The organism is Brevibacillus parabrevis, assembly GCF_022701015.1.
Classification (GTDB): Bacteria; Bacillota; Bacilli; order Brevibacillales; family Brevibacillaceae; genus Brevibacillus; species Brevibacillus parabrevis.
Genome location: NZ_CP064090.1, coordinates 135,663 through 161,149, shown reverse-complemented (window position 1 = coordinate 161,149; position 25,487 = coordinate 135,663). Strand labels below are relative to the sequence as shown.

At 49.6% G+C, this 25,487-nt stretch carries 12 protein-coding genes and 2 CRISPR repeat arrays; of the genes, 7 read left to right on the top strand and 5 right to left on the bottom strand.

Annotated elements, in window-relative coordinates:
* Positions 1–136: 136 nt before the first annotated feature.
* The 5 genes from cas3 to IRJ17_RS00605 all read left to right on the top strand — a co-directional run bounded on the left by cas3 (position 137) and on the right by IRJ17_RS00605 (position 13,726).
* Positions 137–2,569 carry a CRISPR-associated helicase Cas3' gene (gene cas3 / locus IRJ17_RS00625; RefSeq protein ID WP_242772724.1) on the top strand — a complete coding sequence of 811 codons (2,433 nt, stop codon included), beginning with the start codon at positions 137–139 and terminating at the stop codon, positions 2,567–2,569.
* Complete coding sequence (locus IRJ17_RS00620; RefSeq protein ID WP_242772722.1) at positions 2,553–4,295, top strand: hypothetical protein; 1,743 nt, start codon at positions 2,553–2,555, stop codon at positions 4,293–4,295. Before cas3 ends, IRJ17_RS00620 begins: the two co-directional genes overlap by 17 nt.
* Positions 4,292–5,236: a DevR family CRISPR-associated autoregulator gene (locus IRJ17_RS00615; RefSeq protein ID WP_122965502.1), complete on the top strand. Its 945-nt coding sequence runs from the start codon at positions 4,292–4,294 to the stop codon at positions 5,234–5,236. Before IRJ17_RS00620 ends, IRJ17_RS00615 begins: the two co-directional genes overlap by 4 nt.
* Positions 5,237–5,420: 184 nt before the next feature.
* Positions 5,421–5,930, top strand: a complete 510-nt coding sequence (locus tag IRJ17_RS00610) for a type I-A CRISPR-associated protein Cas5 (RefSeq protein WP_141254171.1) — start codon at positions 5,421–5,423, stop codon at positions 5,928–5,930.
* A 345-nt stretch (positions 5,931–6,275) separates the two neighbouring features.
* A CRISPR array of direct repeats spans positions 6,276–6,975; the repeat unit is 37 nt.
* Positions 6,976–7,846: 871 nt separating this feature from the next.
* Positions 7,847–8,694: direct repeats of the CRISPR family, unit length 37 nt; unit sequence GTTACATCGAAGACCCGAAAAGTTAGGGGACTGAAAC.
* Positions 8,695–9,253: 559 nt separating this feature from the next.
* Positions 9,254–13,726, top strand: coding sequence for an anthrax toxin-like adenylyl cyclase domain-containing protein (locus tag IRJ17_RS00605; protein ID WP_242772720.1), 4,473 nt, complete (start codon positions 9,254–9,256; stop codon positions 13,724–13,726).
* A gap of 85 nt (positions 13,727–13,811) precedes the next feature.
* On the opposite strand, the gene IRJ17_RS00600 is transcribed toward IRJ17_RS00605, so the two are convergent.
* The 4 genes from IRJ17_RS00600 to IRJ17_RS00585 are packed head-to-tail and all read right to left on the bottom strand — an operon-like array spanning position 13,812 to position 15,923.
* Positions 13,812–14,348: a phage tail protein gene (locus IRJ17_RS00600; RefSeq protein WP_122965903.1), complete on the bottom strand. Its 537-nt coding sequence runs from the start codon at positions 14,346–14,348 to the stop codon at positions 13,812–13,814.
* A 15-nt stretch (positions 14,349–14,363) separates the two neighbouring features.
* Positions 14,364–14,861, bottom strand: a complete 498-nt coding sequence (locus IRJ17_RS00595) for a phage tail protein (RefSeq protein WP_122965904.1) — start codon at positions 14,859–14,861, stop codon at positions 14,364–14,366.
* 42 nt (positions 14,862–14,903) lie between these two features.
* On the bottom strand, positions 14,904–15,410 hold the full coding sequence (locus IRJ17_RS00590; protein ID WP_122965905.1) for a phage tail protein: 507 nt from the start codon (positions 15,408–15,410) through the stop codon (positions 14,904–14,906).
* A 24-nt stretch (positions 15,411–15,434) separates the two neighbouring features.
* Positions 15,435–15,923, bottom strand: a complete 489-nt coding sequence (locus tag IRJ17_RS00585) for a GNAT family N-acetyltransferase (protein WP_122965906.1) — start codon at positions 15,921–15,923, stop codon at positions 15,435–15,437.
* A gap of 1,267 nt (positions 15,924–17,190) precedes the next feature.
* Between IRJ17_RS00585 and IRJ17_RS00580 the strand changes: the two genes are divergently transcribed.
* Both IRJ17_RS00580 and IRJ17_RS00575 read left to right on the top strand, forming a co-directional pair.
* Complete coding sequence (locus tag IRJ17_RS00580; RefSeq protein WP_242772718.1) at positions 17,191–23,601, top strand: chitobiase/beta-hexosaminidase C-terminal domain-containing protein; 6,411 nt, start codon at positions 17,191–17,193, stop codon at positions 23,599–23,601.
* 307 nt (positions 23,602–23,908) lie between these two features.
* Entirely contained in the window at positions 23,909–24,781 is an 873-nt protein-coding gene (locus IRJ17_RS00575; protein ID WP_242772716.1) for a class I SAM-dependent methyltransferase, read from the top strand.
* An 88-nt stretch (positions 24,782–24,869) separates the two neighbouring features.
* Here the strand turns inward: IRJ17_RS00575 and IRJ17_RS00570 are convergent, their stop codons facing one another.
* Positions 24,870–25,385, bottom strand: coding sequence for a DoxX family membrane protein (locus tag IRJ17_RS00570; protein WP_229049817.1), 516 nt, complete (start codon positions 25,383–25,385; stop codon positions 24,870–24,872).
* Positions 25,386–25,487 lie beyond the last annotated feature (102 nt).

Here is a 25,487-nt window from a genome sequence, read left to right as displayed (position 1 = left end):
TAGTGGTAAAACATGGTATTTTTGGTACATACCCGATTTTTACTAAGGGAACTGAAACTTATTGCTAAAATTTCTTAGCATAGAAAATGACCTGTTATGGGGACTAAAAGCTTGTAAACGAAAATGGGGGTGTCACATGCGGGACCTCTTTTCAAAGTTGTTCAACTCTGGATCAGCAAACACCACGATTGAGCCGTACCCTTACCAGATAAAAGTCGCTGAACTGCTGCTGCAAAGCCGCAATCTGGTATTGACCGCTCCAACTGGCGCAGGCAAAACGTGGGCAGCTCTTTTTCCTTTCTTGTATGCCCGTAAGCAAAAAAGGGATTTTGCAGACCGTGTCATCTATTGTTTACCTCTCCGTACATTAGCTTCTTCCCTCTATGAATCCACAAAAGAAACGCTAAAACAACAAGGCATTACACCAACACTCCAAATGGGCAACCAACCAAACGATCCGCTGTTCCAAGGCGATGTCATTTTCACGACCATTGATCAATTGCTGAGCGCCTACATCGGCTTGCCTTTCGGAACGTCAAAGGCAGCGGCCAACATTCCTGCCGGAGCTTTGATCGGTGCGTATGTGGTCATTGATGAATTTCATTTGCTGTCCTACACGGAAGCGCTGCCGACATTCCTGGATATGATGAAACGGCTGCACCCGTATACGCGCTTTTTGCTGATGACAGCTACTTCTCCAGAGCCGGTGGTGTCGGCGCTGGTGACACATCTCGATGGCATGAGCGTGGAATTGCAATCAGCAGAGTTGAACAAGCTGTCCACGAGAAAGCGCAGCCTGTACTGGCGCGACAAGCGAATGAGCGGCCAGGATATTGCAGACAGACACCAGGGCGGACGAACATTGGTCATTGTCAATGAAGTCAAACGGGCGCAGAGCTTGTACTTCGAGCTGGCGGACATCCTGGAAAATCAGGGGCGGTCAATCGAGGTCCGCGTATTGCATTCGCGCATGTTCCCCAAACACCGGGAAGAGGTGGAGTCTTGGGTGACGCAAGCTTTTTCCCGGGATTCGGAAAAGGAAGCGATCCTGATCGCGACCCAAGTCGTAGAAGCCGGGCTAGATATTTCTGCCAAACTTTTGCTGACAGATTTGTGTCCAGCCAATGCGCTTTTGCAGCGGGTGGGGAGATGTGCACGTTTTGCCAATCAGGAAGGGACTGTGGAGGTGTACTCGCTAAGGGAAGGAGGCGTAGAACATTTTCTGCCATATGTCTCCTCGCAGCGTAAAAAGGAAGAAAACGACGATTACCAAATCATGCTTGGAACGGAGCGGGCGCTGAAGGAGCTTGAAGCGGGAACAATCATCACGCATGAATTGGAAAAGCAGCTGATCGAAACGGTGCACGGCGCAATTGACCAGAAACGAATCGCGTTGGTCATGCATGATCTGTTTTTGCGGGAAGATCAAGTTACCAGGGCTTTGATACGCGGAGATGCAGAGATGGGCGAGCTGATCCGGGCCATCGATAATGTTTCGATCATTATTCATCACTCGCCTGAAGAGGTGGATTTGCATCGGAAGCCGGAAATGGTCTCCATCGGGCGCAGAGGGCTTTACTTTTTTCTGAGCGGCCTGGAGTGGACAGTGGAAAAATGGGAAAACAACCAACTGATTTTTGTTCCCCAGTTTCCAGACGATCAGGATATTTCAGCGCGTGTTGCATGGAAGCCGATTCGATCTCCCAAAGAAGTCCTCGCTCATATGACGGTGCTTTTATCGCCCAAGCTCGCGAAGTACGATCCGGTTGTGGGATTGCAGCTTCAAAAAGAGCCGTTGAACTGCGAAGAAGCAGGGGAGCGGGTGTCGGAATTTTTGGAGAATGAACAAAAGGTATCTTCCCAGCGTTTTAGCTACCAGCGAGAAACGTATTTGGAGCACGTACAAGACGTTCGCAAAATCAACAGAGAGGAGAGAGCGAAATATTTACAGGCAACGAACTTTCTTTCCAAAAGGTTTCGGATGAATCCAGTCCAAGTGGAGGAAATAGCTGATCTGGTGACAGCCTTGCACGATGTGGGGAAGCTGGGAGTGGAAGTCCAGCGAAAAATGCGTCGCTGGCAGACGGAGTACAAACAAAAAGCAGAGCTGGAATTGCTCGCTCACACCGATTTTGATGCCACGAATCCGGAAGAGCTGGCTGCTTATCGGATAGGGAAATACAGGCCGCCACATCATGCTGTGGAAGGGGCGGTTGCTTTGCAGGAATGGTGTGGAAAGACATTTGACAGGAAAGTTGCGGTTCCGCTCCTGCTTGCGATCATGCGCCATCACAACGCCTACAGCAAGGAGTCTGACACGATTGTCTTTTGCAAGGGAGCCAGAGAGCATGTGCTGAAAAGCCTGCAAGGTTTGCCTTATGAGCCGTTTTTAAAGCCGCAAACGATTCAGCATCGCATGGACGAGCTTGTGAGTTGGCTGCGCAACAACGACGTGCTGGCGATGTACTGGTATTTGTCACGCAGATTGCGGCTCGCGGATCGGGCATCGCAACAGCTAAAAAACCGGAAGAATGACGGGAAGGAGGAAACAGATGACTGGTTATCGTGAGTTTTTCGTGGGAAAGCGAACAGGGACCTATGCAGACACGCTTGCTGCTGTCGGTTTGACGAAAATGCTTCGGGCCTTGCAAGGAGGAGATGGCTCGCTGGTAACCGTTACGGAGCAGAGCAGCCGATTTTGTGTCGAGTTGGCAGAGCCGATCGAGCTGAATGCAGAAAGAGTCTCCATCCTGCAACGGGAGCCGCTCTACTCTTTTATCGTGACAAAGCCTGGGGAAAATGCTCCTGATGGTATCGTTCCCTATGATTATGTGGCGAACAAGGCGATCGCAGATGCTTACCGGGAGGAGCGCAAACGGAAAAAGGGAGGGGAAGAGCGGGAGGAGCTTCCGAATGTGTCGCCCCGTTTTTATGTCTACCAAAAAGTCAATGTGCTGCAAGGCATCAGTGCCCGGAACAAATTGCTGGAGGAGATTGTCTACGCGAAACCGGAAGAACTGGCACAGGCGGTAATTGCGAAATTGGAAGCTCTTGCAAACGGGCAACTCACCAGTGAGGCTGCAACTAAATTCAATCCTAAAGTCGCTGCTGTGCAAGTGTTTAATCCGAGCGTAGGGAAAGGAATCAATCGCCTAAAAGCAGATGGTGCAACACGTGGTCCGTTGCCGTCTTCGTTTGTCGACTGGTTCGAAGAATGGCTGCGTTTTATTGGCTCAGATATCGTCATGTCCGGAAACTCGATTGGTGACGACATCAAAATGAACGTGGTGGTTCCGGCAAAAGCGAGCTACCGTCACCTAAATGAGTTGGAAGAGCATAAGTTCAGCTATGTGCGCACATCGCGGAAGGCAGACATATTGGCTGTTTTTGACTTGGTTTTGTTCCTCGTGAGTAAAGTAGATGTTTCAACAGATGCATTTTGGAGTTTTCGGATGCAAGTCGGCGAGACGCCCAGGGATATCTTTTCCGCTGTTCAGACCGCTTATTTCAAATCATTAGGTTCAGCCAAACCCATTTCCAATATTGCGAGCATCGGCTTGCCGCATTGGTTTAAAGTGCGGGATGAAGCGGATATCGCACGGTGGGAAACGCTCATCAAGGAGCATCGCGACGTGTTGTTTTTACTGGATGAGGATAAGACGGAAGAAGCCGAGTTGCTCCATTTGTACCGCGATTTTCTTTCCGGCGATGATTGGCTGTCGTTTCTCCGATTTCTGGGCAGCTATGGTTGCTGGAGCATGAAGCGCAGGGAAGCTAAAAAACCGATGAGGTCTTTTGTGAAAAATCATTTAGAGGAGTTGTTTACATTGAGCCAACCTCGGCTGCCTGTAGTAGATATTATCAATAACTCCGGCTTTCAAAACATCGCCAAGGCGATCAGACAAGCGACGGTCAGCGAGCAGTATGCAAAAGCGAAGGGCAGACAAATTTTTGAAGTCAGATACGGGCTGTTTCAGGAAATCAAAAGAAAAGCCAAATTTCGCGAGGAGCTGCTGACGGTCATTAGCGATTTTATTTCCCAATTCAACTATGAAAACGCGAGACGTGAGGAGCAGTTAAGGGAAGCGCCAGGACGTCGGCGCAAACGGGTCTCTATGCAAGATTTACAAGAGTTTGCCGAGCTGATGGACCGTTTTCCGAGTCAAAAGGAAACGGAAGCGATAGCGATGCTGTTGATCGCCTTTGCCTCGTGCAAGGATGGCAAGGGAACAGATGCAGATACAGAAGATCAAGAAGTAGACTTGGCATATACAAGTGAGGAGGAAGAAATATGAGCGTACCGTTTCAGTCTCTGTCAATCTCGGGATTGCTGACTCTCGATATGCATGCTTTGAACAATGAGGGAGCCGAGGGCAATCAGCTTCAGACACGCATGGTTCATATCGTGGATGGAGAGGGAGAGCCAACCGTTGTCAATGCGATTTCCGGCGATATGTTGAAACACATGCAAGCCGAGCATTTGCACGGGATTGCGGTGGAAAAAGGCTTGCCGTTATGTGCAGGCTGCCAGAAGTTTAATGCAAACCGGATCAACGCAGATAGTGACTTTATTCAAACTCTTGGAGACAAAAATGCCATCGGAGAAACGGTAAAAAAAGTTCTCCAGCATTGCGCCGTGGATGATCTCGAAGGCGTATTGATTACCCAGGGCGGGCGTTCTACTCCACGGAAATCTACGGTGGAGTTTGGCTGGATGATCGGCCTCCCGGACAAAACAAGGACCGAATCTTATTTTCATGTAAAATTCGATCCGAATCGTGGGCAGGGATCGGGGGGAGAATCTGGCGCCAATCTCGGACAAAACATTTTCTACAGACCAGCCAGCTCCGGCGAGTATGCCGTTGTCATGAATGCGGAACTATCCCGGGTCGGGTTTAACGATGTGGAGCGCGAGCATCAAATTCCGGTCGAAGCGCGCAAGGAGAGAGTAAAGGCGTTGCTGGAAAGCGTTTTGCTCACTTTTATCAAGCCGCTTGGCGCACATAGAAATACGCAATTTCCGCACATTTTGAACTTTACAGGTGTTGTCTCTGTCTCTGCATCTACTGTGCCAGCCCCGACGGTCAGCCCTCTGAAGAAAAACTTTTCCGAGGAACTGTTGAGCATACAGGAACAGTTGAACCGACTGTACCCAGAGGCGATTACCACCTATGAGTATTCGTCTCAAGCTGAATTTACAAAAATCATGGTCGATTTGATCGAACAGGTAGGGTAAATGTATGTGGCTTGTGACTACGTACTCGCCCAACGCTCTGTTTTCCTTGAGGACGTCATCTTCGACAAGCTCGGGTGGAAAAACGAATCTCGTACCAACCATGTACAGTGTAAAAATGGCATTGCTTGATGCCGCTTTTCGCAAAGGAATCGAGGGGAGAGAAATCTTTTCCTGGATTCGCGATTTGGATATCCGGTTTGAGCCACCCAAACAGGCCATTGTGAATAACAGTTTCGTCAAAATTCAAACGGAGCCAAAAGACAAAAAGGCAGGACCTGCGTTCATCTCTTCCGTAGGGTTTCGCGAGTATGTTTTCTTTGAGGGAGAGCTTGCCATCGCGATCCAAACAAGGGAGCTTGCCGAACAGCAAGTGTCTTTGTTGAAGGAGTTGCTGCTCCATTTGCATTATTTGGGGAAACGAGGAAGCTTTCTGCAAGCGGTGGGTCAAGAAGTATGCGAGAAATTGGGGCAAACTTTCAGTGCCTTGCTTGGAGAACCAACCGCATTCAGTGAATGCGTGGTGATGCAATACCTCGATGACATGGGACCCAAGGCAACCTTTGAAAGCATCAGTTCTTTTGATGGTACGAGTGCAAAGATGGGACGAGACCGAGTTATGAAAACGGTGTTTATTCCGTATCACCAAAAGCGGGCAAGCAGGGATTTTACTTGGTATACGCGTGAAGAGAGTTAGGTGGTTTGGTTGGAGCAGGGGCAGAAGACAGAAGGCTGCCCCTCCCCTTTTAGGTGAAGAGATTGGTTGTGGTGTTGTTGTCAGGAAAAGATGGAAGGGTCTTATAAAAATGGGGAAAATGATTTATTATTGACATGAGAGTACATTGTTATGCAGAAGAAAGTGAATACTAAGGCTAGGTATTAGGGGTAGCGGAAAAGCAATACAGACGAAAAAAGGGATTTTCGAGGATCGAGCGTGTTTTTTGGCAGAAATGCAATCCTCGAAAAAAGTGAGGAATGCTTAGGGCTGTGAACGCGTGTAAAGCCTTGGTATTACTGAGTTTAGTTGTGCCGATCGAGGTCGGTTACATTGAGGACCCGAGGAACGAGGGGACTGAAACATGCGGCTGCGATACTTCTCGATCACGTCCATGAGCGTTACATTGAGGACCCGAGGAACGAGGGGACTGAAACTGTAGACTCGGCACCGCCAGCACAGAATATAAATTTGTTACATTGAGGACCCGAGGAACGAGGGGACTGAAACTGGCCACGGTCTCTGATCTTATACGCTCCTAGCCACGTTACATTGAGGACCCGAGGAACGAGGGGACTGAAACAATGCCAAAGACGGACGCGCAAAAGAAAAAGTTTTGGGTTACATTGAGGACCCGAGGAACGAGGGGACTGAAACCTCGCAGACAGCATGCGAAAGGCTAAAATATTCGTCAAGTTACATTGAGGACCCGAGGAACGAGGGGACTGAAACGAGATTAGAGTTAACGATAGTATAGTCTATAAGAGAGTTACATTGAGGACCCGAGGAACGAGGGGACTGAAACTCAAATCGCGTGCGAGAGGATGGGATTTCAACTTATTGTTACATTGAGGACCCGAGGAACGAGGGGACTGAAACCTCTCGTTAGCATTCTGCTATTCCAATTTAAAGGATGTTACATTGAGGACCCGAGGAACGAGGGGACTGAAACGTACGGCAGGGATAGCTGCAACTCACCGTTCTTTACCTGTTACATTGAGGACCCGAGAAGTAAGCAGACTGAAATGGCTGGCGCTTATCGTCGCGTCCGCCCTCTTGTGTGGTTGCATTAAAGACCGAATAGTGCTGTTCCGACATGTAGATCATGAAAGCCACCGTTAAGTTGAGCTATGCTCATTAGAAGTCCTGAATGGAACGGCGGAGGAAAGGAATGCAGGGGAAAAGCCACTGCTTGATAACGGGCTGGCACTGATTGATGTTCACATGTGCTAAAGCAGGGCAGGGCTTCCAGCGTTGATGGAAGGCAGTTCTAAGAGTAAGGCAAGTTGATTTCCAACAGTGGTGTTGAGAAGATAGACACTAAAAAAGGCACGGAATTGATCACCCGTGCTTTCCAAAAGATGCGATTTGATGAATAAAGTAACGCTCAATGCTAACTCCTATGCTTATTCTTTGGCACAGAGGTACTTCCTCTTCCGCCTAAACGAAATATTTGAAGTGAAGATCACTGTATAATAGGCAAAAGTAAATGCCGTCTGGGTGAAAATAAAAAACGAAAGCAGCATGAAATCGATTTGGGATTCATGTTATGTTCTGAAAGCTTAAACAGTAAGTTGGATTGCTCCCCATGAAGAAATTTGGAGCGTTCAAGTGGCGGTTGAAGTTATTTTATGTAGTGGATGAAAAAGGCTTTTTGGATGCTAGACCGTTTAAAGAAATGTATAGATGAGATGGAGGATAATGTTTTATTATAAACATGAGAGCGAATGGTTACTCTTTAGCGGGGAAAAATAAACAAGATGAGCACAACGTGATTTTCGAGGATCGGACGTGATTTTTGACAGAAAATGAATCCTCGAAAAAAGAGTGGTTTCTTGTTGGCATTGAGTATGAGGAAAGCCTTGTCACGACTGGGGTTCAGCATGCCAGTCGAAGTCGGTTACATCGAAGACCCGAAAAGTTAGGGGACTGAAACCGCGATAAAGCTGCGGAAGCGGAAGCCGACATTGATAGTTACATCGAAGACCCGAAAAGTTAGGGGACTGAAACCGGTAGAAATCGGACAGGACGGTAAGCCCGTCGGTGGTTACATCGAAGACCCGAAAAGTTAGGGGACTGAAACGCCTTTTTAATGTTGACGCTTGAAAATGTCTCAATAGTTACATCGAAGACCCGAAAAGTTAGGGGACTGAAACTCCACTTTGCCGTTGGTTTCGTTGTTGTTGTGGACAGGTTACATCGAAGACCCGAAAAGTTAGGGGACTGAAACTTAATGTAACGGTGTACCGTCGACACTCCTACACGGGTTACATCGAAGACCCGAAAAGTTAGGGGACTGAAACACGGAATCCGCGCCGATGGTAACCGTTGACCCGCCAGGTTACATCGAAGACCCGAAAAGTTAGGGGACTGAAACTCGGCGATCACCATGTCATAGTCGCGATACGGACTGCGTTACATCGAAGACCCGAAAAGTTAGGGGACTGAAACAGGCAACCATGTCCATCTGCACTTCGTCATCGAGATAGTTACATCGAAGACCCGAAAAGTTAGGGGACTGAAACTTGATGGCCTCTTCCATGCTCGTGTAAGCGCGGAAAGTTACATCGAAGACCCGAAAAGTTAGGGGACTGAAACACGGGAAGTCTGGAAAGATACTCACGGGCTCACCACCGTTACATCGAAGACCCGAAAAGTTAGGGGACTGAAACGAGACGATGAAAGCCGTTGCAATCGTTTTAAAGTGTCGTTACATCGAAGACCCGAAAAGCTAGGAGACTGAAGCTTCCAGCAAGCCAGTCATGATGCTTGTCCTTGACGGCGTTACATCGAAAACTCAAATACAAGTAAACTAACCCCAATCCCCCTATGAGGCCCTCCCGCAAGAAAATCTTGTAAAATGCTTCTGCACAATTGCAAATGGCACCCCAACTTGACACAGCCCCCTTCCCAGCTCTCGTTGTATTGCTGAAAATAATCGAATTTCAATCCCCTAACTTTCCAGCTCTGTCATACAAAAGTAATCAGGTAAGGTTATCCCTCGACTGCGAGATTAGTTTCAATCCCCTACCCACCCAACCTCCCTCCCCAAAAATCCCCCCTATATATTCCTTTTCCACCCCACTCATGCTATATTATTAGGAAATAAGTCCCATTTCCCCATCTTTCGACAAAATGCCTCGCAATGTTTCACAAAACACCCAATACCCAAACACCTTTTTACCCAAACCAAACCCAATCTAAAAACCCAAAGACACAAGGCTCTCTTTCAGTAAAAGTGGCAGCGGGACTTCTATTTTTTACGGATCGGCAAGCCGAGTGTCTTTTTCATGGAGGTGGAAAGCATGTCGAAACTCGTTGAAGTACAAGCGGAGGAGCTGCGCAAGGACGGGATTCCTCTCGCCTACGTTCAGGCGTTTTTGCAGGCAGCGAAGAAAAACGACTCGATTGTCATTACACGCGCGCCTGGTCTGGCAAGCGAAGGGTTGCTTGCAGAAGGGTACGATGCAAAAGGAAAACAGATTCAAGCCATGCCGAGCAAATCGGGACCGATGGCTGGTTTTGTGTGCCTCGATCCTTTGCTGAATCCGGATGGCTTGCCAGAATGGCTGGCGACACAAAAGCGCAACAAGCAGTCCATAAGCAAAAAAGAGGGAGAGCAGGCTTGCTCGGCAAGTCCGTTGGTCATATCGGACAAGCGTTTGGACTGGCTGATAAACGAGCAGAAATGGAAGGCGAACAAAGAGAGCGAGAAGCTTTACAGCGGAACCGTCACATTGCCTGCCAAGGAAGGGGGAGCCGGGGAGGCGACTGCTTTTTCGGTTGTTCTCGTCAAACAAAAAGAGGATCGCTGGGCGCTCTACTATGACGTGTTTGCGGCATATGGCTTGAAATACGAGGCGGACTTCGAGCAAGATGCGGTTTCGACCCTCGCAAATGCTTGCACGAAAATGCTGGGCGAAGCGATTAAGGAAGAAGGCAAGCAGGAAGTTGCCGCGTTTTTCAAAGAGATCAAGAAGTATCTCGAAGCGGACAAAGCTTTGGAAAACCCGTATGCCCATTACCGCCCTGTGTATGGCCTGACAAATCCTGCGGCGCCGTATGCTGAGGACGAGAAATATCGGAATTGTGTGACCAACGATATTGGTTTGTTTTCCATCTGGCCGAAAAAGGCAGAGCGAGTCAAAGAGCAAGTAACGGCCATTACCAAGGAGCTTACCACCGCCATTTTTCCCGCACCAAAAGAAGGGCAGGGCGCCAAAGTGCCGGCATCCCTGACCCGTTTCGCTCTGACTCCGGCAGTCGGGCGGCCTGTCATCGATTCGACAGACAGCCTAATTGCGTTTTCCCCCAACGGTCATGTATATCGCCTCACAGATACCAAACAGCTTGCGGAATGGATCAACGAGTGTCACGGATCGGGCTATACCATTTTGCTTGAAGAGAAGTGGAAAAATGATTGGCTGCCGCATGTAAAAGAGGTCCAGGACAAAGTAACCTGGTCGAGTTTTTCGGGCGAAGGAAAAGAAGCGCCAGCAAAGGACGGCAAAGCCGAAGAGAGCAAAGAGAAGGAAGCGCAAGAGAAAACAACAAGCAAAGACATCAAGACGCAAGCGTTGAAAGAAAAGGAAGAACAGCTCGCCATTCGCGCAAAAGAAATAGAGCTGTTGAAAAAAGAAAAAGCGTTGGACGACGAAGCGGCCAAGCTGCACGACAGCAATGATCTGCGGCAAAACTTGATCAATAAAGTAAAGGTAGCGATCCCTAAGCTGATGGGCAAGGAAGAGCTGGGGCCGACATTGAAAGACATCAAGTCGGATGACTTCGCGAAAAAAGAAGACACGAGTCTCATTCAACTGAGCGTCATCAAAGAGAAGAAAGACCCGCAATTGAGTGACTTTTTCATGCTTCATAAAAATTTGCGCGACGATTTGCTGGATCGCACCGGGTTTTTCCGCGGCATTGTGATCGACTACAGCTACCCGGAGATCATGCAGCAAAGTTTTCGCAACGTATTGGCGAGCACTACGGAGCAAGTCAAGCAGCAGGAGATTGTCCCAACGGAAGTGTACTACCGCAAACCGAGATATTCGGGGTATTTCGATAATCAGTACACGTTTTCGGAGTTGGTTCACCAGCTTCAGAAAAATGGCGTCTCCAACTTCGGCGCATCGCTCACGATCGCTGCGGCTGTTCCTTCTTTCGGTGCCGGCGTCGGGGTGGGCTACTCGCAATCCGATGAAAAGAGCACCAGTTCTTCCAAGCAAGCGAAAACGGTGTACATTACCAGCAGCTATTTGCTGCCAAAGGTAGAGCTGTCGTTTAACTACTTGGTGCCATGCGCCAGCGAAGAGTTTGTCAGCGAGATCAAAAAACTGCTGGCTTCCGCCAAGAAAGATTCGTCTAAGGCGAGAAGCTTCCAAAGCCCGCTTGACCGTTTGTTGCTTGTGTTGAAATCGTTTGGGCATTTTGTGCCGACTACCAGCACGCTCGGCGGCAAACTGATTGCCAGTGACGCCAAAGAGCTGCAACAAACGAGCGATGTCAAAGATGTCGTCAGCAAATATGCGGCAGAAGCAAAAATATCTTTGAAAAAGATGGGCGTGGGAGTGGAGGCGGAAACGAACTATTCTTCCGGAGAGCGCGAGCAGCAGCAGGACAAAGCCAAGAACGAGAGCCAGTCGATGACGTTTACCGCGATTGGCGGAGAAGGCACGTTTATTAGCAATGCCAATGAATGGGCCAACTCTGTAGCTCCTTATACCGAGTGGAGCCTGATCAGCTCTGACGGCTTGCTGCCGAGCATCGATTTGCTCCCGGCTTCTTTGTATGAAGCTTGCGTCAACTTGTTGAAATCGGAAGTAGAGACGTTGACAGCCCAGCAGCTCATGCAAAAAAACGCCCATTTCCTGTTCTACGGAAAGTATTACGATTTGATCGGCAAGTACGCGAAAAAAGAGTATTTCTACATCGCCAGCAAAAACAAGCAAGTGCTTTCCTTGGAGGATGCCAATCCTGTGGATGGTACAAAAGTCGAGCTGGCTGTGGGGAAAAACGGCGATCACCAGCTGTGGCATATGTCTCCGCTCGGACATATCGTCAGCAAAGCATCTACGGACGAGACGGAATATGTGCTGACAATGCCGGAAGTTGTTTCGGAAGAGGCATTTTTGCCTTTGATTGTCTCAGTAAAAGGGCGCTCGCAAAATCAGGTATGGGATGCGAAAGGCGGCCGCATTTTGCTGAACAATCCTGCCGTCAAAGGCGAGTACACGGTGTCCTTGCGCGATGACGACAAAGTAGGCGTCGCTGCCAAGAGCGCGAACGCGAACAACAGCACTTACGCCCAAACGTGGACGATGATCCAGGCGGCTGAACAGGAATTTGCCCAAGAGGCTGGACAAGAAGAGGTGTACTTTGTCATTTCGAGCCGATATAAAAAAGGCTATGTCATGACAGTGCGCGACGGAGAAGGCGGAACGGCGAAAGAGCAGGCTGAGATCGTGTTTGCTCCGCATGTGAGCAGCCGCAATCAACTGTGGTATACGAAGGAAAACAGCGATGAAATCTACAGTGCGCTTACCAGCTCGAATGGGAATCCGTTTGTGTTGGCAAATGTCAACAACAAGCTGGTGCTTAAAGAAAAATTTGCTCTGAAGACGAAGACGGATCACATGTGGGAGTTTACCAGCGATGGACTGAAGCACACCAGATCAGGGCAATACGCGATTGTCGAAAAGGACAAGGATACGCAAGGTTCTCCGATCGTTTTGGCAGAAAAAGGGGATTGGCGAACATTGAGCTGGGTGAAGCAGATCGTCGCCCAAAATCCGGCAGATGCTTATGCGAAAGTGTGCAAGACGACTTCCTCTCAGGATGGACTCGATCTTGGATTGAAACGGTTGCTCGTGTCCACAGCTCCGCTCGCCATCAACGGGAAAATAAGAGGGATCGGATTTGTTTGCCGGACAGGCGGAAGTACGCAATGGGACATGCTGGTTCCGCGAGTGTTTGTCGAGCGTGACGGTCGGAGGACGTGGGTGGAAGAAACGCGTTCGTATGACGAGTTGCGCAACAGCGGCCAGTATTTTGATTTCGAATATTCCCAGTATATCGATGAAAATCCGCTGTTGCTTCCGGCTAATCAGAACATAAAGGCGTTTTCGTTCTACCAAAAAGGCGGCAACCGGCTTGCGATCAGGGTACAGGCAGACAATGGCGAATGGCTCGAAAATACGAACACGAGCAACGATCATTATTTCCACGTTGGAGATACCAAGGTTACGTATCAGTCATTCGTCAATGACACCGCAGCAGAGACAATCGGCTTGGCTTTTGCCAGAGTCGACAACAGGCTTTACATCGAGACGATGACTCGGGAAGCAACGAGCGCCGAGGGATATTTCCGCTTGCAGAGTCAGGTAGGGGACAAGCTTTTCCTGACGTTGAACAGCGACCGGAGAACGGTTAACTTGCAAAAACTGGCTCCAGGCAATGAGCAACTATGGCGCATGACAGCGGATGGATATATCGAGTGCCGCACTGCGAATCGCTCCGGGGAGAGGCTCGTATTGGATCATCCGAACTCTCCCAATCCGGTGTACGCTTTTACAATCAACGACGGGAAGACGCCCAATCAGCTCTGGGAATGGAAGGACGGCAAGCTGATCTGCAAGAAGGAGCCTGAGAAAGTGTTGAGGGCGAACCACTCAAGCGGAAGAGAAGGCACCCAGGTAATACTTTTGGAAGACGACGGAAAAATGTCTTCTCTGTGGGTACAGAAGATGGATGGGGTGTCGGCAGGTTTGGATAGTTAAGCTGGTCTAGGAAAAAAATATCCCGTCCCACTTGGCAAGAGTAGGACGGGATTTTTGCGTATGCGTAAAAATTTTTGATAAGTGCTTAGCCTCTGGACGGAAATTCGCCGCTCAAGCAGATGATGAAGTTTTGGGCGATAAACGGTTGCATGTTGTTGTGAGGTTGCGAACCGCCTGTTACGTTCAAAGCCATAGGAGACATTGGGACATTGGGAGTTGGATCGTAGTAGAGCGGTGCTCCGGAGAATGGATCTGGCTCAGGAGTTGGAGCCCAATAGCCATTTGTCGGAACAGTGGAATTGCCGGGATCTACAGTTGCCTGCGGGATGTGAGTGTGGGCAGGGATTTCGCTTGTCAACAGTGTTTCGTTTGCATTGCCAACTTTTTGTCCTACTGTACGATTGGTTAAACCGTATCCCTGACCTTGATTCATTACAGCGCTCCCCATCAAGTTTGGGAGAGCAAAGGTGGTTTTTCCATCTCCACCGTACTGAACTCCAAGAATGGAAAAAAGGGCAGTGTTTTGTTGAACGCTCATAAGCTGGCCATTACACAGCGCCCAGCCTTTAGGGGCGAAGTTTCCTGCAAAGATACGAATTTCTCCAATATAAGCATCTGCCATATGTACCGCCTCCTCTTAGTTTCTGCTTGGAAATATTCCTTGAATGGCAATGGCGTAGTTCATTACCAAATAAGGCTGCATGTTGTTATGGGGTTGACTTCCACCGGCTGTGGACAGTGTATTGGCATTCATTTGCTGGAGGTTTGCTGCCGGACCGTATGCGTTGGTTGCTGCTGCCCACACGTTGTTAGCCGCAGTAGAGAGTGTTGGTTCGACAGATGAACCGGCTACTTGATGGGTGTGTTGAGGCATTTCATTGATCGTTAAGGTATGATTGGCTTCACCTTGCGCGGTACCGAGCGGAATAGTAGAACTTACATGAATCGGTGTGCGCCCGCGGTAATCCGGGAGGGCAAACGTAGTTACTCCATCTCCGCCATACACAGCTCCGAGCAAAGAATAGAGTGCCTGATTTTGATTGATATTCAAAATCTGACCTTCGCAAAACATCCACCCGCGCGGGGCGTAATTATTGGCAAACAAACGAACTTCACCCAAAAACGGCTCAGACATGGTAGAATACCTCCTTTTATTCTCTAACATTGCTGCTGGATACTATGGCTGCGGCGGGAAGACTCCGTATAAAGAAATAATGAAGCTGATTGCGGTCGTAGGCATCATGTTGTTATGAGGTTGTCCCCCTCCGACGGGAGAGACTGACTGGGGATTCATGTTGCTAAGTGCGCTGGAAGACTCTACAGAAAAGGATAAATAAGGATTTTTGCTCCAGACATTATTGGCAGGAGTATCATCGTCCTGGTATTCAGGAATTGCATTGACCGTATGCGTGTGAACTGGCAGTTGATTGCTGACCAATGTGACGGTCTCTGTGCCGCTCTTGCTGCCTCGGGCGTAAGTGGTGTTAGGGTGGACCGGAACTCTTCCTTGCAAATCGGGCAGGGCAAAGGTTGTCTGACCATCGCCGCCGTAAGTCGTGCCAAGCAGGGCAAAAAGTGCTTCGTTCTCCGCTATGCTCACTAATTGACCGTTGCACAATGCCCAGCCTTGTGGGGCAAAGTTACCTGCAAACATGCGGACTTCTCCAAGATAGGATTCACTCATACGGGTCACCTCTTGATTGTTTAATTATATAGAAGGCCCTTCATCAGATGATGTCGGAGTCCATTCCATGCCGATATGAAATCCTGAGCTGTCAATCGTTTGAAAACCTAGACGCTCATACAGATGTATCGCTCGATTCGTAGGTAATACGCTCAGGTGCAAGGGCCGTGAAGTGTCAGCAGCTTCCTGCTGTAGTTCACGAATCAGCGTGCAGCCAATTCCTTTATTACGATGATGGGGAAGCAGAGAGATGTCGACGAGGGTAATCTTTGTTTCGGTTCGTGCAATCATGATTCTGCCAGCCGGGATGTTCTCGGAGAAAATCAGCAGATGCTCCGCGTCAGGGTACTGGGTCGAGTAGGAATTTTTCTGGGCAAGAAACTGTAGCTGCAAAAACTGTTCCTGCATCTGCTTGTCCCACCCCCATGCTGCAAGTTCATCTGCACGGGTGCTTATGTACAGCTGAAGCAAAAAAGCTTCATCCGTTTTCTCAACCGCTCGTTTTTGAATCATCGTTCGTTCCTTTCAAAAGATCGAAATGTTTAGAGTTCTCGTCTCGCTAAGGGAATACGCTTTTTGTGAGGCATTTGCACGAGGGGAAACTGTTAACTAATGAAGCAATGAAGTTGTAGGGAACATGAGATGAAGAAATAGTTTGTGAAGAAACTAAGTGTGAGTATTTAGGTCTAAAGTAACCATAATCTACCTTTCAAAAGTAGCATAACTTTGAAGGGATAGGGAAGAGAGAAATGAAAAAAATGATGAATTTTGTAATATTAGGGTTCTGCGTTTTTTGAACGGAGTATGAACTTTATACTGAATTTATCGGATTTTCTGTCGAAAAGTGGCTCGGACAAAGATATAATGGTTGTACATCTGTTCAAGGCACTTATGGAAGTGTGTTTGAAATGCCCAGGCAAAGCATCATGAATGAAGGCGAGGAAAAAAGTCCTGCCTTTCATCGGTCACGATGTTGCCTTTATTTTTTGATAGGGAGGTTTTTGGTGAAAAAAAGCAATGCTAGTGCATGGGTAGTAAAAATCTCGTAGAATGAAATGTTTCCATTGCAATCAGGTCTTTTTCTAGTGGAATTATAGGATTGAGCAAGTTTCAAGTTTAGTAGGGAAGGGGAGGGAGTATGAGAGACAACTATCGTAAAATACGGACTTTATCCAAAATGATACTGGCTATCCTGTTAATTTTTACCTCTATGCAATTCGGTTCCCTGGTTTCCACGGCGTCTGCCGGGTCATGGACAGAGGTTAGCACAACTAACACAGGGTTGGGGGGGAGTTCGAGTTTGAAGCTTGGTTACCACGATGGCACATGGTTGGCATTTGCTTTAACGAGGGACTACTCTTCATCCACAAACGGAACGACATGGTCGAAGGCAGCAGATCCATTTGGTTGCGCTGTCTATGCTACCTATCATTTTAAAACGAAATGGATAGCGGCATGTTCGGACGGAAAAATTTTCACCCTTAATGACGGGTTGGACCCGGGAGTAGCTGGAAATTGGGTGTCGAATAATACGGGAGTGGGAGCTGGAGTCGCTTTTTCTGAAATAGCCAGTGATGGAAGTAAAGTAGTGGTTACTTCAAGTACCTCCACAACGGTTCTTGTCTCAACGGACGGGCAGACATGGACGCAACGTACAGTATCTGGGATCACCGGATTCAACTCGGTTACATATGGAGAGGGTCAATACATTGCTGTAGGTAAAGGAACGGGTGGTACCTTTGTTGTTTATTCTTCTGGCGACGGAGAAACATGGCAAAAGGTGAACACTGCGGCCCCGACGAAGCAGCTCTATGGCGTAGCATATGGAAATGGAGTATTTGTAGCCGTTGGTTTAACGGGCTACCTGTATGTTTCTGATGATGGAGTCAACTGGACAGTACAGACACCGCCAACAGGCTTAGGAGCGATTTCCTATGCAACCGTGATTTTTGATGAAGGACATTTTTTTGCAGGCGGAACGAATCAGACCATAATCAGCTCGCCAGATGGCTCCACTTGGTCAGGAGAAAATACAGGCGGAAGCAAATCAGTATCGGCTGTAAGGATTGGAAATGGCAAGGTAGTGGCTTCAGGAACTTCAGGATTAGTTTTGGTAGGAAATGCTCCGATTAGCCAAGCGCAAAAGCCGACAGCGAATCCGGCAGGCGGAGCAGTAGCGGCAGGAACGACAGTTACGTTGAGTACGAATACAGCAGGAGCCACGATTCACTACACCACAGATGGAAATGCCCCGACAGGAAGCAGCCCCGTGTACAGCACACCGATTCCCATCAACAGTGCGATGACGATAAAGGCGATTGCCGTGAAGGCAGGCATAACAGACAGTGCAGTCATGAGTGAGAGCTATACCATCATGCCGCAGGTAGAAAAACCAACAGCGAACCCGACAAGCGGAGCAGTAGCAGCAGGAACGACGGTTGCGTTGAGTACGAATACAGCAGGAGCCACCATTCACTACACCACGGACGGAAATGCCCCAACAGGAAGTAGCCCCGTGTACAGCACACCGATTCCGGTCAACAGTGCGATGACAATTAAGGCGATTGCCATGAAGGCAGGAATGACAGACAGTACAGTAATGAGCGAGAGTTATACCATCATGCTGCAGGCAGAACAGCCAACGGCGAATCCGACAGGTGGAGCAGTAGCAGCAGGAACGACGGTTGCGTTGAGTACGAATACAGCAGGAGCCACCATTCACTACACTACAGATGGAAATGCCCCAACAGGAAGTAGCCCCGTGTACAGCACACCGATTCCGGTCAACAGCGCGATGACGATTAAGGCCATTGCGGTGAAAGCGGGCATGACCGACAGCTTAGTGATGAGCGAGAGTTATACCATCATGCCGCAGGCAGAACAGCCAACGGCGAATCCGACAGGCGGAGCTGTAGCAGCAGGAACGACGGTTGCGTTGAGTACGAATACAGCAGGAGCCACGATTCACTACACTACAGATGGAAATGCCCCAACAGGAAGTAGCCCCGTGTACAGCACACCGATTCCTATCAACAGTGCGATGACGATAAAGGCGATTGCCGTGAAGGCAGGCATGACGGACAGTACAGTAATGAGCGAGAGTTATACCATCATGCCGCAGGCAGAACAGCCAACGGCGAACCCGACAGGTGGAGCTGTAGCAGCAGGAACGACGGTTGCGTTGAGTACGAATACAGCAGGAGCCACGATTCACTACACTACAGATGGAAATGCCCCAACAGGAAGTAGCCCCGTGTACAGCACACCGATTCCTATCAACAGTGCGATGACGATAAAGGCGATTGCCGTGAAGGCAGGCATGACGGACAGTGCAGTCACGAGCGAGAGTTATACCATCATGCCGCAGGCAGAACAGCCAACGGCGAACCCGACAGGTGGAGCAGTAGCAGCAGGAACGACGGTTGCGTTGAATACGAATACAGCAGGAGCCACGATTCACTACACTACAGATGGAAATGCCCCAACAGGAAGTAGCCCCGTGTACAGCACACCGATTCCGGTCAACAGTGCGATGACGATAAAGGCGATTGTCGTCTTGGCAGGCATGACGGACAGCTTAGTGATGAGCGAGAGTTATACCATCATGCCGCAGGTAGAACAGCCAACGGCGAATCCGACAGGTGGAGCAGTAGCAGCAGGAACGACGGTTGCGTTGAGTACGAATACAGCAGGAGCCACGATTCACTACACCACAGATGGAAATGCCCCGACAGGAAGTAGCCCCGTGTACAGCACACCGATTCCTATCAACAGTGCGATGACGATAAAGGCGATTGCCGTGAAGGCAGGCATGACGGACAGTACAGTAATGAGCGAGAGTTATACCATCATGCCGCAGGCAGAACAGCCAACGGCGAACCCGACAAGCGGAGCTGTAGCAGCAGGAACGACGGTTGCGTTGAGTACGAATACAGCAGGAGCCACGATTCACTACACTACAGATGGAAATGCCCCAACAGGAAGTAGCCCCGTGTACAGCACACCGATTCCGGTCAACAGCGCGATGACGATTAAGGCCATTGCGGTGAAAGCGGGCATGACCGACAGCTTAGTGATGAGCGAGAGTTATACCATCATGCCGCAGGCAGAACAGCCAACGGCGAATCCGACAGGCGGAGCAGTAGCAGCAGGAACGACGGTTGCGTTGAGTACGAATACAGCAGGAGCCACGATTCACTACACTACAGATGGAAATGCCCCAACAGGAAGTAGCCCCGTGTACAGCACACCGATTCCGGTCAACAGTGCGATGACGATTAAGGCGATTGCCGTCTTGGCAGGCACGACCGACAGTACGGTTATGAGTGAGAGCTACACGATATTGCCACCGCCGCAAGTAGCGACTCCGACCGCAACACCAAGCAGTGGAGCCGTCCTAGTGGGAACCCCTGTCACATTGCAAACGACCACACCAGGAGCGACGATCTACTACACGACAGATGGCAACACGCCGACAACAAGCAGCAACGTATATAGCACACCTATTCCGATTAACAGTGCAGTCACGATCAAAGCAATAGCGGTTCTCGGAGGCATGACGGACAGTACAGTGATGAGTGAGAGCTACACGATATTGCCACTGCCGCAAGTAGCGACTCCGACCGCAACACCAAGCAGTGGAGCGGTCCTAGTGGGAACCCCTGTCACACTGCAAACGACCACACCAGGAGCGACGATCTACTACACAACAGATGGCAACACGCCGACAACAAGCAGCAACGTGTACAGCACACCTATTCCGATTAACAGTGCAGTAACGATTAAAGCCATTGCCGTGAAAGCAGGCATGACGGACAGCGCGGTGATGAGTGAAAGCTACACCATAACACCGTTGCCGCAACCGCAAGTAGCGACACCAACGGCAACACCAAGCAGTGGAGCTGTCCTAGTGGGAACTCCTGTCACGTTGCAAACAACCACACCAGGAGCGACAATCTACTACACAACAGACGGCAACACGCCGACAACAAGCAGCAACGTATATAGCACACCTATTCCGATTAACAGTGCAGTAACGATCAAAGCAATAGCGGTTCTCGGAGGCATGACGGACAGTACAGTGATGAGTGAGAGCTACACGATATTGCCACTGCCGCAAGTAGCGACTCCGACCGCAACACCAAGCAGTGGAGCTATCCTAGTGGGAACTCCTGTCACACTGCAGACGACCACACCAGGAGCGACGATCTACTACACGACAGACGGCAACACGCCAACAACAAGCAGCAACGTATACAGTACGCCTATCCCGATTACCGGAGCGGTTACAATCAAAGCCATTGCCGTCTTGGCAGGCATGACGGACAGCACGGTAATGAGCGAAAGCTACACCATAACCCCGTTGCCGCAACCGCAAGTAGCGACACCAACGGCAACACCAAGCAGTGGAGCGGTCCTAGTGGGAACTCCTGTCACGTTGCAAACAACCACACCAGGAGCGACGATCTACTACACGACAGACGGCAACACGCCAACAACAAGCAGCAACGTATACAGTACGCCTATCCCGATTACCGGAGCGGTTACAATCAAAGCAATTGCCGTGAAAGCAGGCATGACGGACAGCACAGTAATGAGCGAAAGCTATACCATAACCCCGTTGCCGCAACCGCAAGTAGCGACGCCAACGGCAGCACCAGGCAGTGGAATGGTCACACCGGGAACCCCTGTCACTCTGAAAACTACCACGCCGGGAGCGACCATCTACTACACAACAGACGGAAGCACACCGACAGCAAGCAGCGACGTTTACAGCACACCAATCCCTGTAAACAGCGCACTCACGATCAAAGCCATGGCAACAAAGCCAGGCATGACAGACAGCTCGGTCATGACAGAATCTTACTCCATCTACGTACCAAGCATCGTGGTGACCAATGTCAAACCGGCTCCGGCGATAACTGGCTTGCCAAACGGCACGGCGAAAACAGCCTCCGCGCTAGGCTTGCCTTCGCAGGTAGAAGTGACGTTGAATAGCGGTGCAACGATCGAAGTAGATGCGGACTGGCTGGTAGCGGATGCCTCATACGATCCTGACAGCAAAGAAAAGCAGACGTTTACCGTTCACGGCAACCTGGTTCATCTGCCAGGCGGCATTACCAACCCGCAAAACTTGACAGCCAGCATTCAGGTGACCGTTTTAGCAGACTCGGCAAAAGAAACTGACATTGTCCGCGTGGCTGAACTGGCGCCAATCACGGGCCTTTCCAATGGAACGCCGAAAACGGCAGAAGCGTTGGGACTGCCTGAGCGGGTCGAAGTGACGCTCGATGACGACAGCAAGCTTTCTGTCAGCGTCGATTGGGCTGTCTCTGAAGCTGATTACGATCCCGAAAGCAAGGAAAGTCAAAGCTTTACCGTAACAGGAGAATTGGTGAAGCTGCCAAAAGGGGTAACCAACAGCAAAGATCTCACAGCCAGCATTCAGGTGCGAGTCCGTGCTGAAAATGAGCAGGTCCGCAAAATCGTCAAAGTCCGAAACCCGGAAGCGATCGATGATGTAAAAAACGGCACAAGAAAAACAGCCTCTGCTTTGGGACTCCCCGAAGAGGTCAGGGTAACGTTGGATGACGATAGCACACTTGAAGTCGAAGTCCGCTGGGATGTCGACAGCGCCGACTATGATCCTGACAGCGAGGAAAAGCAGCGTTTCACCGTGGAAGGGATTTTGGTCAACCTGCCGGATGATGTAGAAAATCCGGAGCGTTTGGGGGCCAGCGTCAAAGTGACTGTCAGGGCAGCGACGCGGGACAGAGAGCGTGACGATGACAAAAAAGATAAAGAGGAGCGGCGCAAGCAACCGGAAACAACTCCACAGGACCAGACGCGAACTGTCAAAGTCGAGGCAGGTAACGAAGGAATTGTGTTCGAGCCGCTTGAAATCGTACGCACTACCACCTCCAAAAACAAAAAAGCAGACGAAGTCGTCCTGCATCAGGAAACAGCCAAAGCCATTTTGCAAAGAGCAGAGCAAAACAAAAAAGACATCATTCGAATTGCGATTGATGATCTCCCGGGCAGTCCGGCTGATGAAATCTTGGTAACAGTGCCGACAAATGCCCTTGAGCTGATCAAGCAGCAGCGGGTTGCGCTTGAGATTCGCACCAAAGATGTCGTCATTACCATTCCAAGAGAAACTTTGGCGATGTTGTCAGACAAGCTGTATTTCCGAATTGTACCGATTACCAATTCACAAGACAAAAAAGAGATAGCACAGCAAACGATCGACGACGAGATCGTGCAACGAGCAACGGGTGGACAGCAAGTACAAGTCGTGGGCAAGCCGATGACTATTGAAACCAACTACAGCAACCACCGAACGCGTGTCACTTTCCCGTTGGAGGATGTCGAGCTGCCGAAAAATCCGGATGATTTGCAGGCTTTCCTCTCTACACTTGCCGTTTTTGTAGAGCATGCGGACGATGAGAAGGAGCTGAAGACAGGAACCATTCGTTACGACGAAAACGGAAAGCCTGTCGGTATCGAGATTGAAATCAGCAAGTTCAGCACGTTCACGATTCTCTCCTTGAAAGGCAAACAGTTGTATGTAGAACATCCGGCGTATATGGTCGGCTACCCGAACGGGACATTCCAGCCAAACCGAATCTTGACTCGTGCGGAAATGGCTGCGATGTTAGCGTCTTTCCTGCAAGAGACAGGTCAATCTGTTCCACAAGAGAGCGGCGTATTTGCAGATGTAAAAGCTGGTCACTGGGCTGCAGCATCGATTCAAAAGGTGCGCGATGCCGGATTGATGAGTGGAGACGCCAATGGTTTGTTCCATCCGGAGGCAATTGTGACACGCGCGCAAATGGCAAGTATTATCGCCAAGTGGAAAAACTTGTATACGGCCAAAAAGAATCTGCCTTTTGCAGATGTACAAGGTCATTGGGCCGTATGGCAGGTTGCCGCTGTTGTCGAGCAAGGCATCATGAAAGGATATGTCGATGGATTATTCCATCCAGATCAGGGACTGACTCGTGCGGAAGCAACGGCTCTGTTCAATCGCGTAACGGGCAGGGGACCGCTTGAAGGCATGACGAAGATGATCTGGAAAGACGTTCCACAGACGCATTGGGCTTTTGCTGAGATTGCGGAGGCCACCATGCCACATGCCGCATACCAGACCGCAGACGGCACGGAGCAACTCGCAGATACAAGCGAGAAGTAAACGGGACGTTTGGACAATGTAACGAGAAACGAGAAATGGGGCTGCCCTTAGTGGGAAGCCCCGTTTTTTTGGAGAGGACGGATGATTCAGCAAAGCTGTTTCATGAACGTAGCCCTAACGCCCAGCACGATCACCTGCTTTTTACAGCGACAAAACGAAAAAATGTCAACAAACGGACAAATAAGTCACTTGACACAAAAATAAATTTATGATATAATTAAATGTTTAAAATATTTATTATATCCCCGTCCCTGCTATACTCCTCCTTGAAGCATACAAACCTGATTGGCAAAAGGGAGGATGTCTGATGAAAGAAAACCAGGTAAGCCTGACTGCAATCATCTCTGCCTACATTCGCGGTTACCACGCCATGAACGAGACTCCTAAAATTTTTGACGATTTTCTGGCTCTGGCTCTGATCCCGGAGGAACGCCGTACACTTATCGAGCAAGGCTTTGCGAGCGGTCCCACATCAGGAGCGGGCGCCGGGGAAATGACTACGCTGCCTGCCCTGCTGCAAGCGATGGGCTTGCCTCAGGTGGTCAGCCGGGCACGGTATACAGAGGAGATTTTGGAGCAGGCTGTAGAGCAAGGAGCAGAGCAGTACGTGATCCTGGGTGCAGGGCTGGACACGTTTGCTTTCCGGCGTCCAGAACTGCTGGAGAAGCTTCACTTGTTCGAAGTCGATCATCCGGCGACGCAAGCTTTCAAACAGGAACGGCTGGCTGAACTGGGGTGGGAGATGTCTCCTCAGCTGCATTTCGTTCCGGTGAATTTTGCCAAAGAAAGCCTGGCAGAAGCGCTTCGCCGTACAGCATATGATCCGCAAAAGAAGACGGTTGTTAGCTGGCTTGGGGTCACGATGTACCTGTCACGAGACGAAGTGCTTGCGACACTGGGCTCTATAGCCGAGACGACACCTGCGGGCAGCTCGGTCATTTTTGATTACTTCACTCCCACCAATACAGAGCTGATTATGCAGGCTGAATTGCGAAAAATCGGCGAGCCGTTCCAGACGAGCTTCGACCCGGAGGAGCTTGCACGCGATCTTTCCCGCCTCGGTTTTTCCCTCCACGAGCATGCCAGTCCAGCAGTGATCCAGCAGCGCTATTTCCAGGGACAGACCGATTATTACGCCAGTGAGCACGTGCATTTTGGCTGGTTCACGACGACGAGATAGCATATCAAGCATGACTGAATAGCCCCGTTCTTGCCTAGAGCAGATGCCTAGGACAGAGCGGGGCTTTTTTGTGCCTTAAGCTTCGAGATTATGGATGATGAGACAGGAAAAGCGCGGGGTCTTTTTCGCGTTCAGATGGTGCCCGGCCAAAAGCCCGATCGAGGCTGTACGCATACGTGTAGCTTCGGCACAGCAACAAACCGAAGGCGCTGGTGTAGAGCACGAGACTGGTCAGATTCATATTTCCTGACAAAATAAAGTTGATATGCATGAACAGACAAAAGAGAATATCTTGTTTGATAAACAAACCGACCATTAACAAGATGCCGATGGCAATCTGAACGACCGGAATGACGTAGTTGAGAAACATGACGTGATTCAGGGCAATTTCATTGATAAAAACTTTGTAAAAATCGGGCGTTTGCGGTTTTTGTGCGGCCTGAACCAGATAGTCGTGAAGAAATATGCCTGGCTTGGAGTACCAGGACTTTTCCGTAATTTTGGTCAACCCGGCCAAAAACCAGCCTACTCCGAATAAAATACGCATCAATAGAACGAGATACGGAAACGCGTACAGCTTGAACAGCGCTGCTGACTGCTTCAAAAAAATCACCCCGGCATGAATTTGAAAAAATTGCCGTAGTTGAAAAGTATTATCATTCACGCGGGACATCCAAATTTTTATACAAGGTCAATATATTTGTCA

Excerpts from the sequence above, each read along its gene's own strand:
- cas3 (WP_242772724.1), top strand. The coding sequence starts at position 137 with ATGCGGGACCTCTTTTCAAAGTTGTTCAACTCTGGATCAGCAAACACC.
- IRJ17_RS00620 (WP_242772722.1), top strand. The coding sequence starts at position 2,553 with ATGACTGGTTATCGTGAGTTTTTCGTGGGAAAGCGAACAGGGACCTAT.
- IRJ17_RS00615 (WP_122965502.1), top strand. The coding sequence starts at position 4,292 with ATGAGCGTACCGTTTCAGTCTCTGTCAATCTCGGGATTGCTGACTCTC.
- IRJ17_RS00605 (WP_242772720.1), top strand. The coding sequence starts at position 9,254 with ATGTCGAAACTCGTTGAAGTACAAGCGGAGGAGCTGCGCAAGGACGGG.
- IRJ17_RS00600 (WP_122965903.1), bottom strand. The coding sequence starts at position 14,348 with ATGGCAGATGCTTATATTGGAGAAATTCGTATCTTTGCAGGAAACTTC.
- IRJ17_RS00595 (WP_122965904.1), bottom strand. The coding sequence starts at position 14,861 with ATGTCTGAGCCGTTTTTGGGTGAAGTTCGTTTGTTTGCCAATAATTAC.
- IRJ17_RS00590 (WP_122965905.1), bottom strand. The coding sequence starts at position 15,410 with ATGAGTGAATCCTATCTTGGAGAAGTCCGCATGTTTGCAGGTAACTTT.
- IRJ17_RS00585 (WP_122965906.1), bottom strand. The coding sequence starts at position 15,923 with ATGATTCAAAAACGAGCGGTTGAGAAAACGGATGAAGCTTTTTTGCTT.
- IRJ17_RS00575 (WP_242772716.1), top strand. The coding sequence starts at position 23,909 with ATGAAAGAAAACCAGGTAAGCCTGACTGCAATCATCTCTGCCTACATT.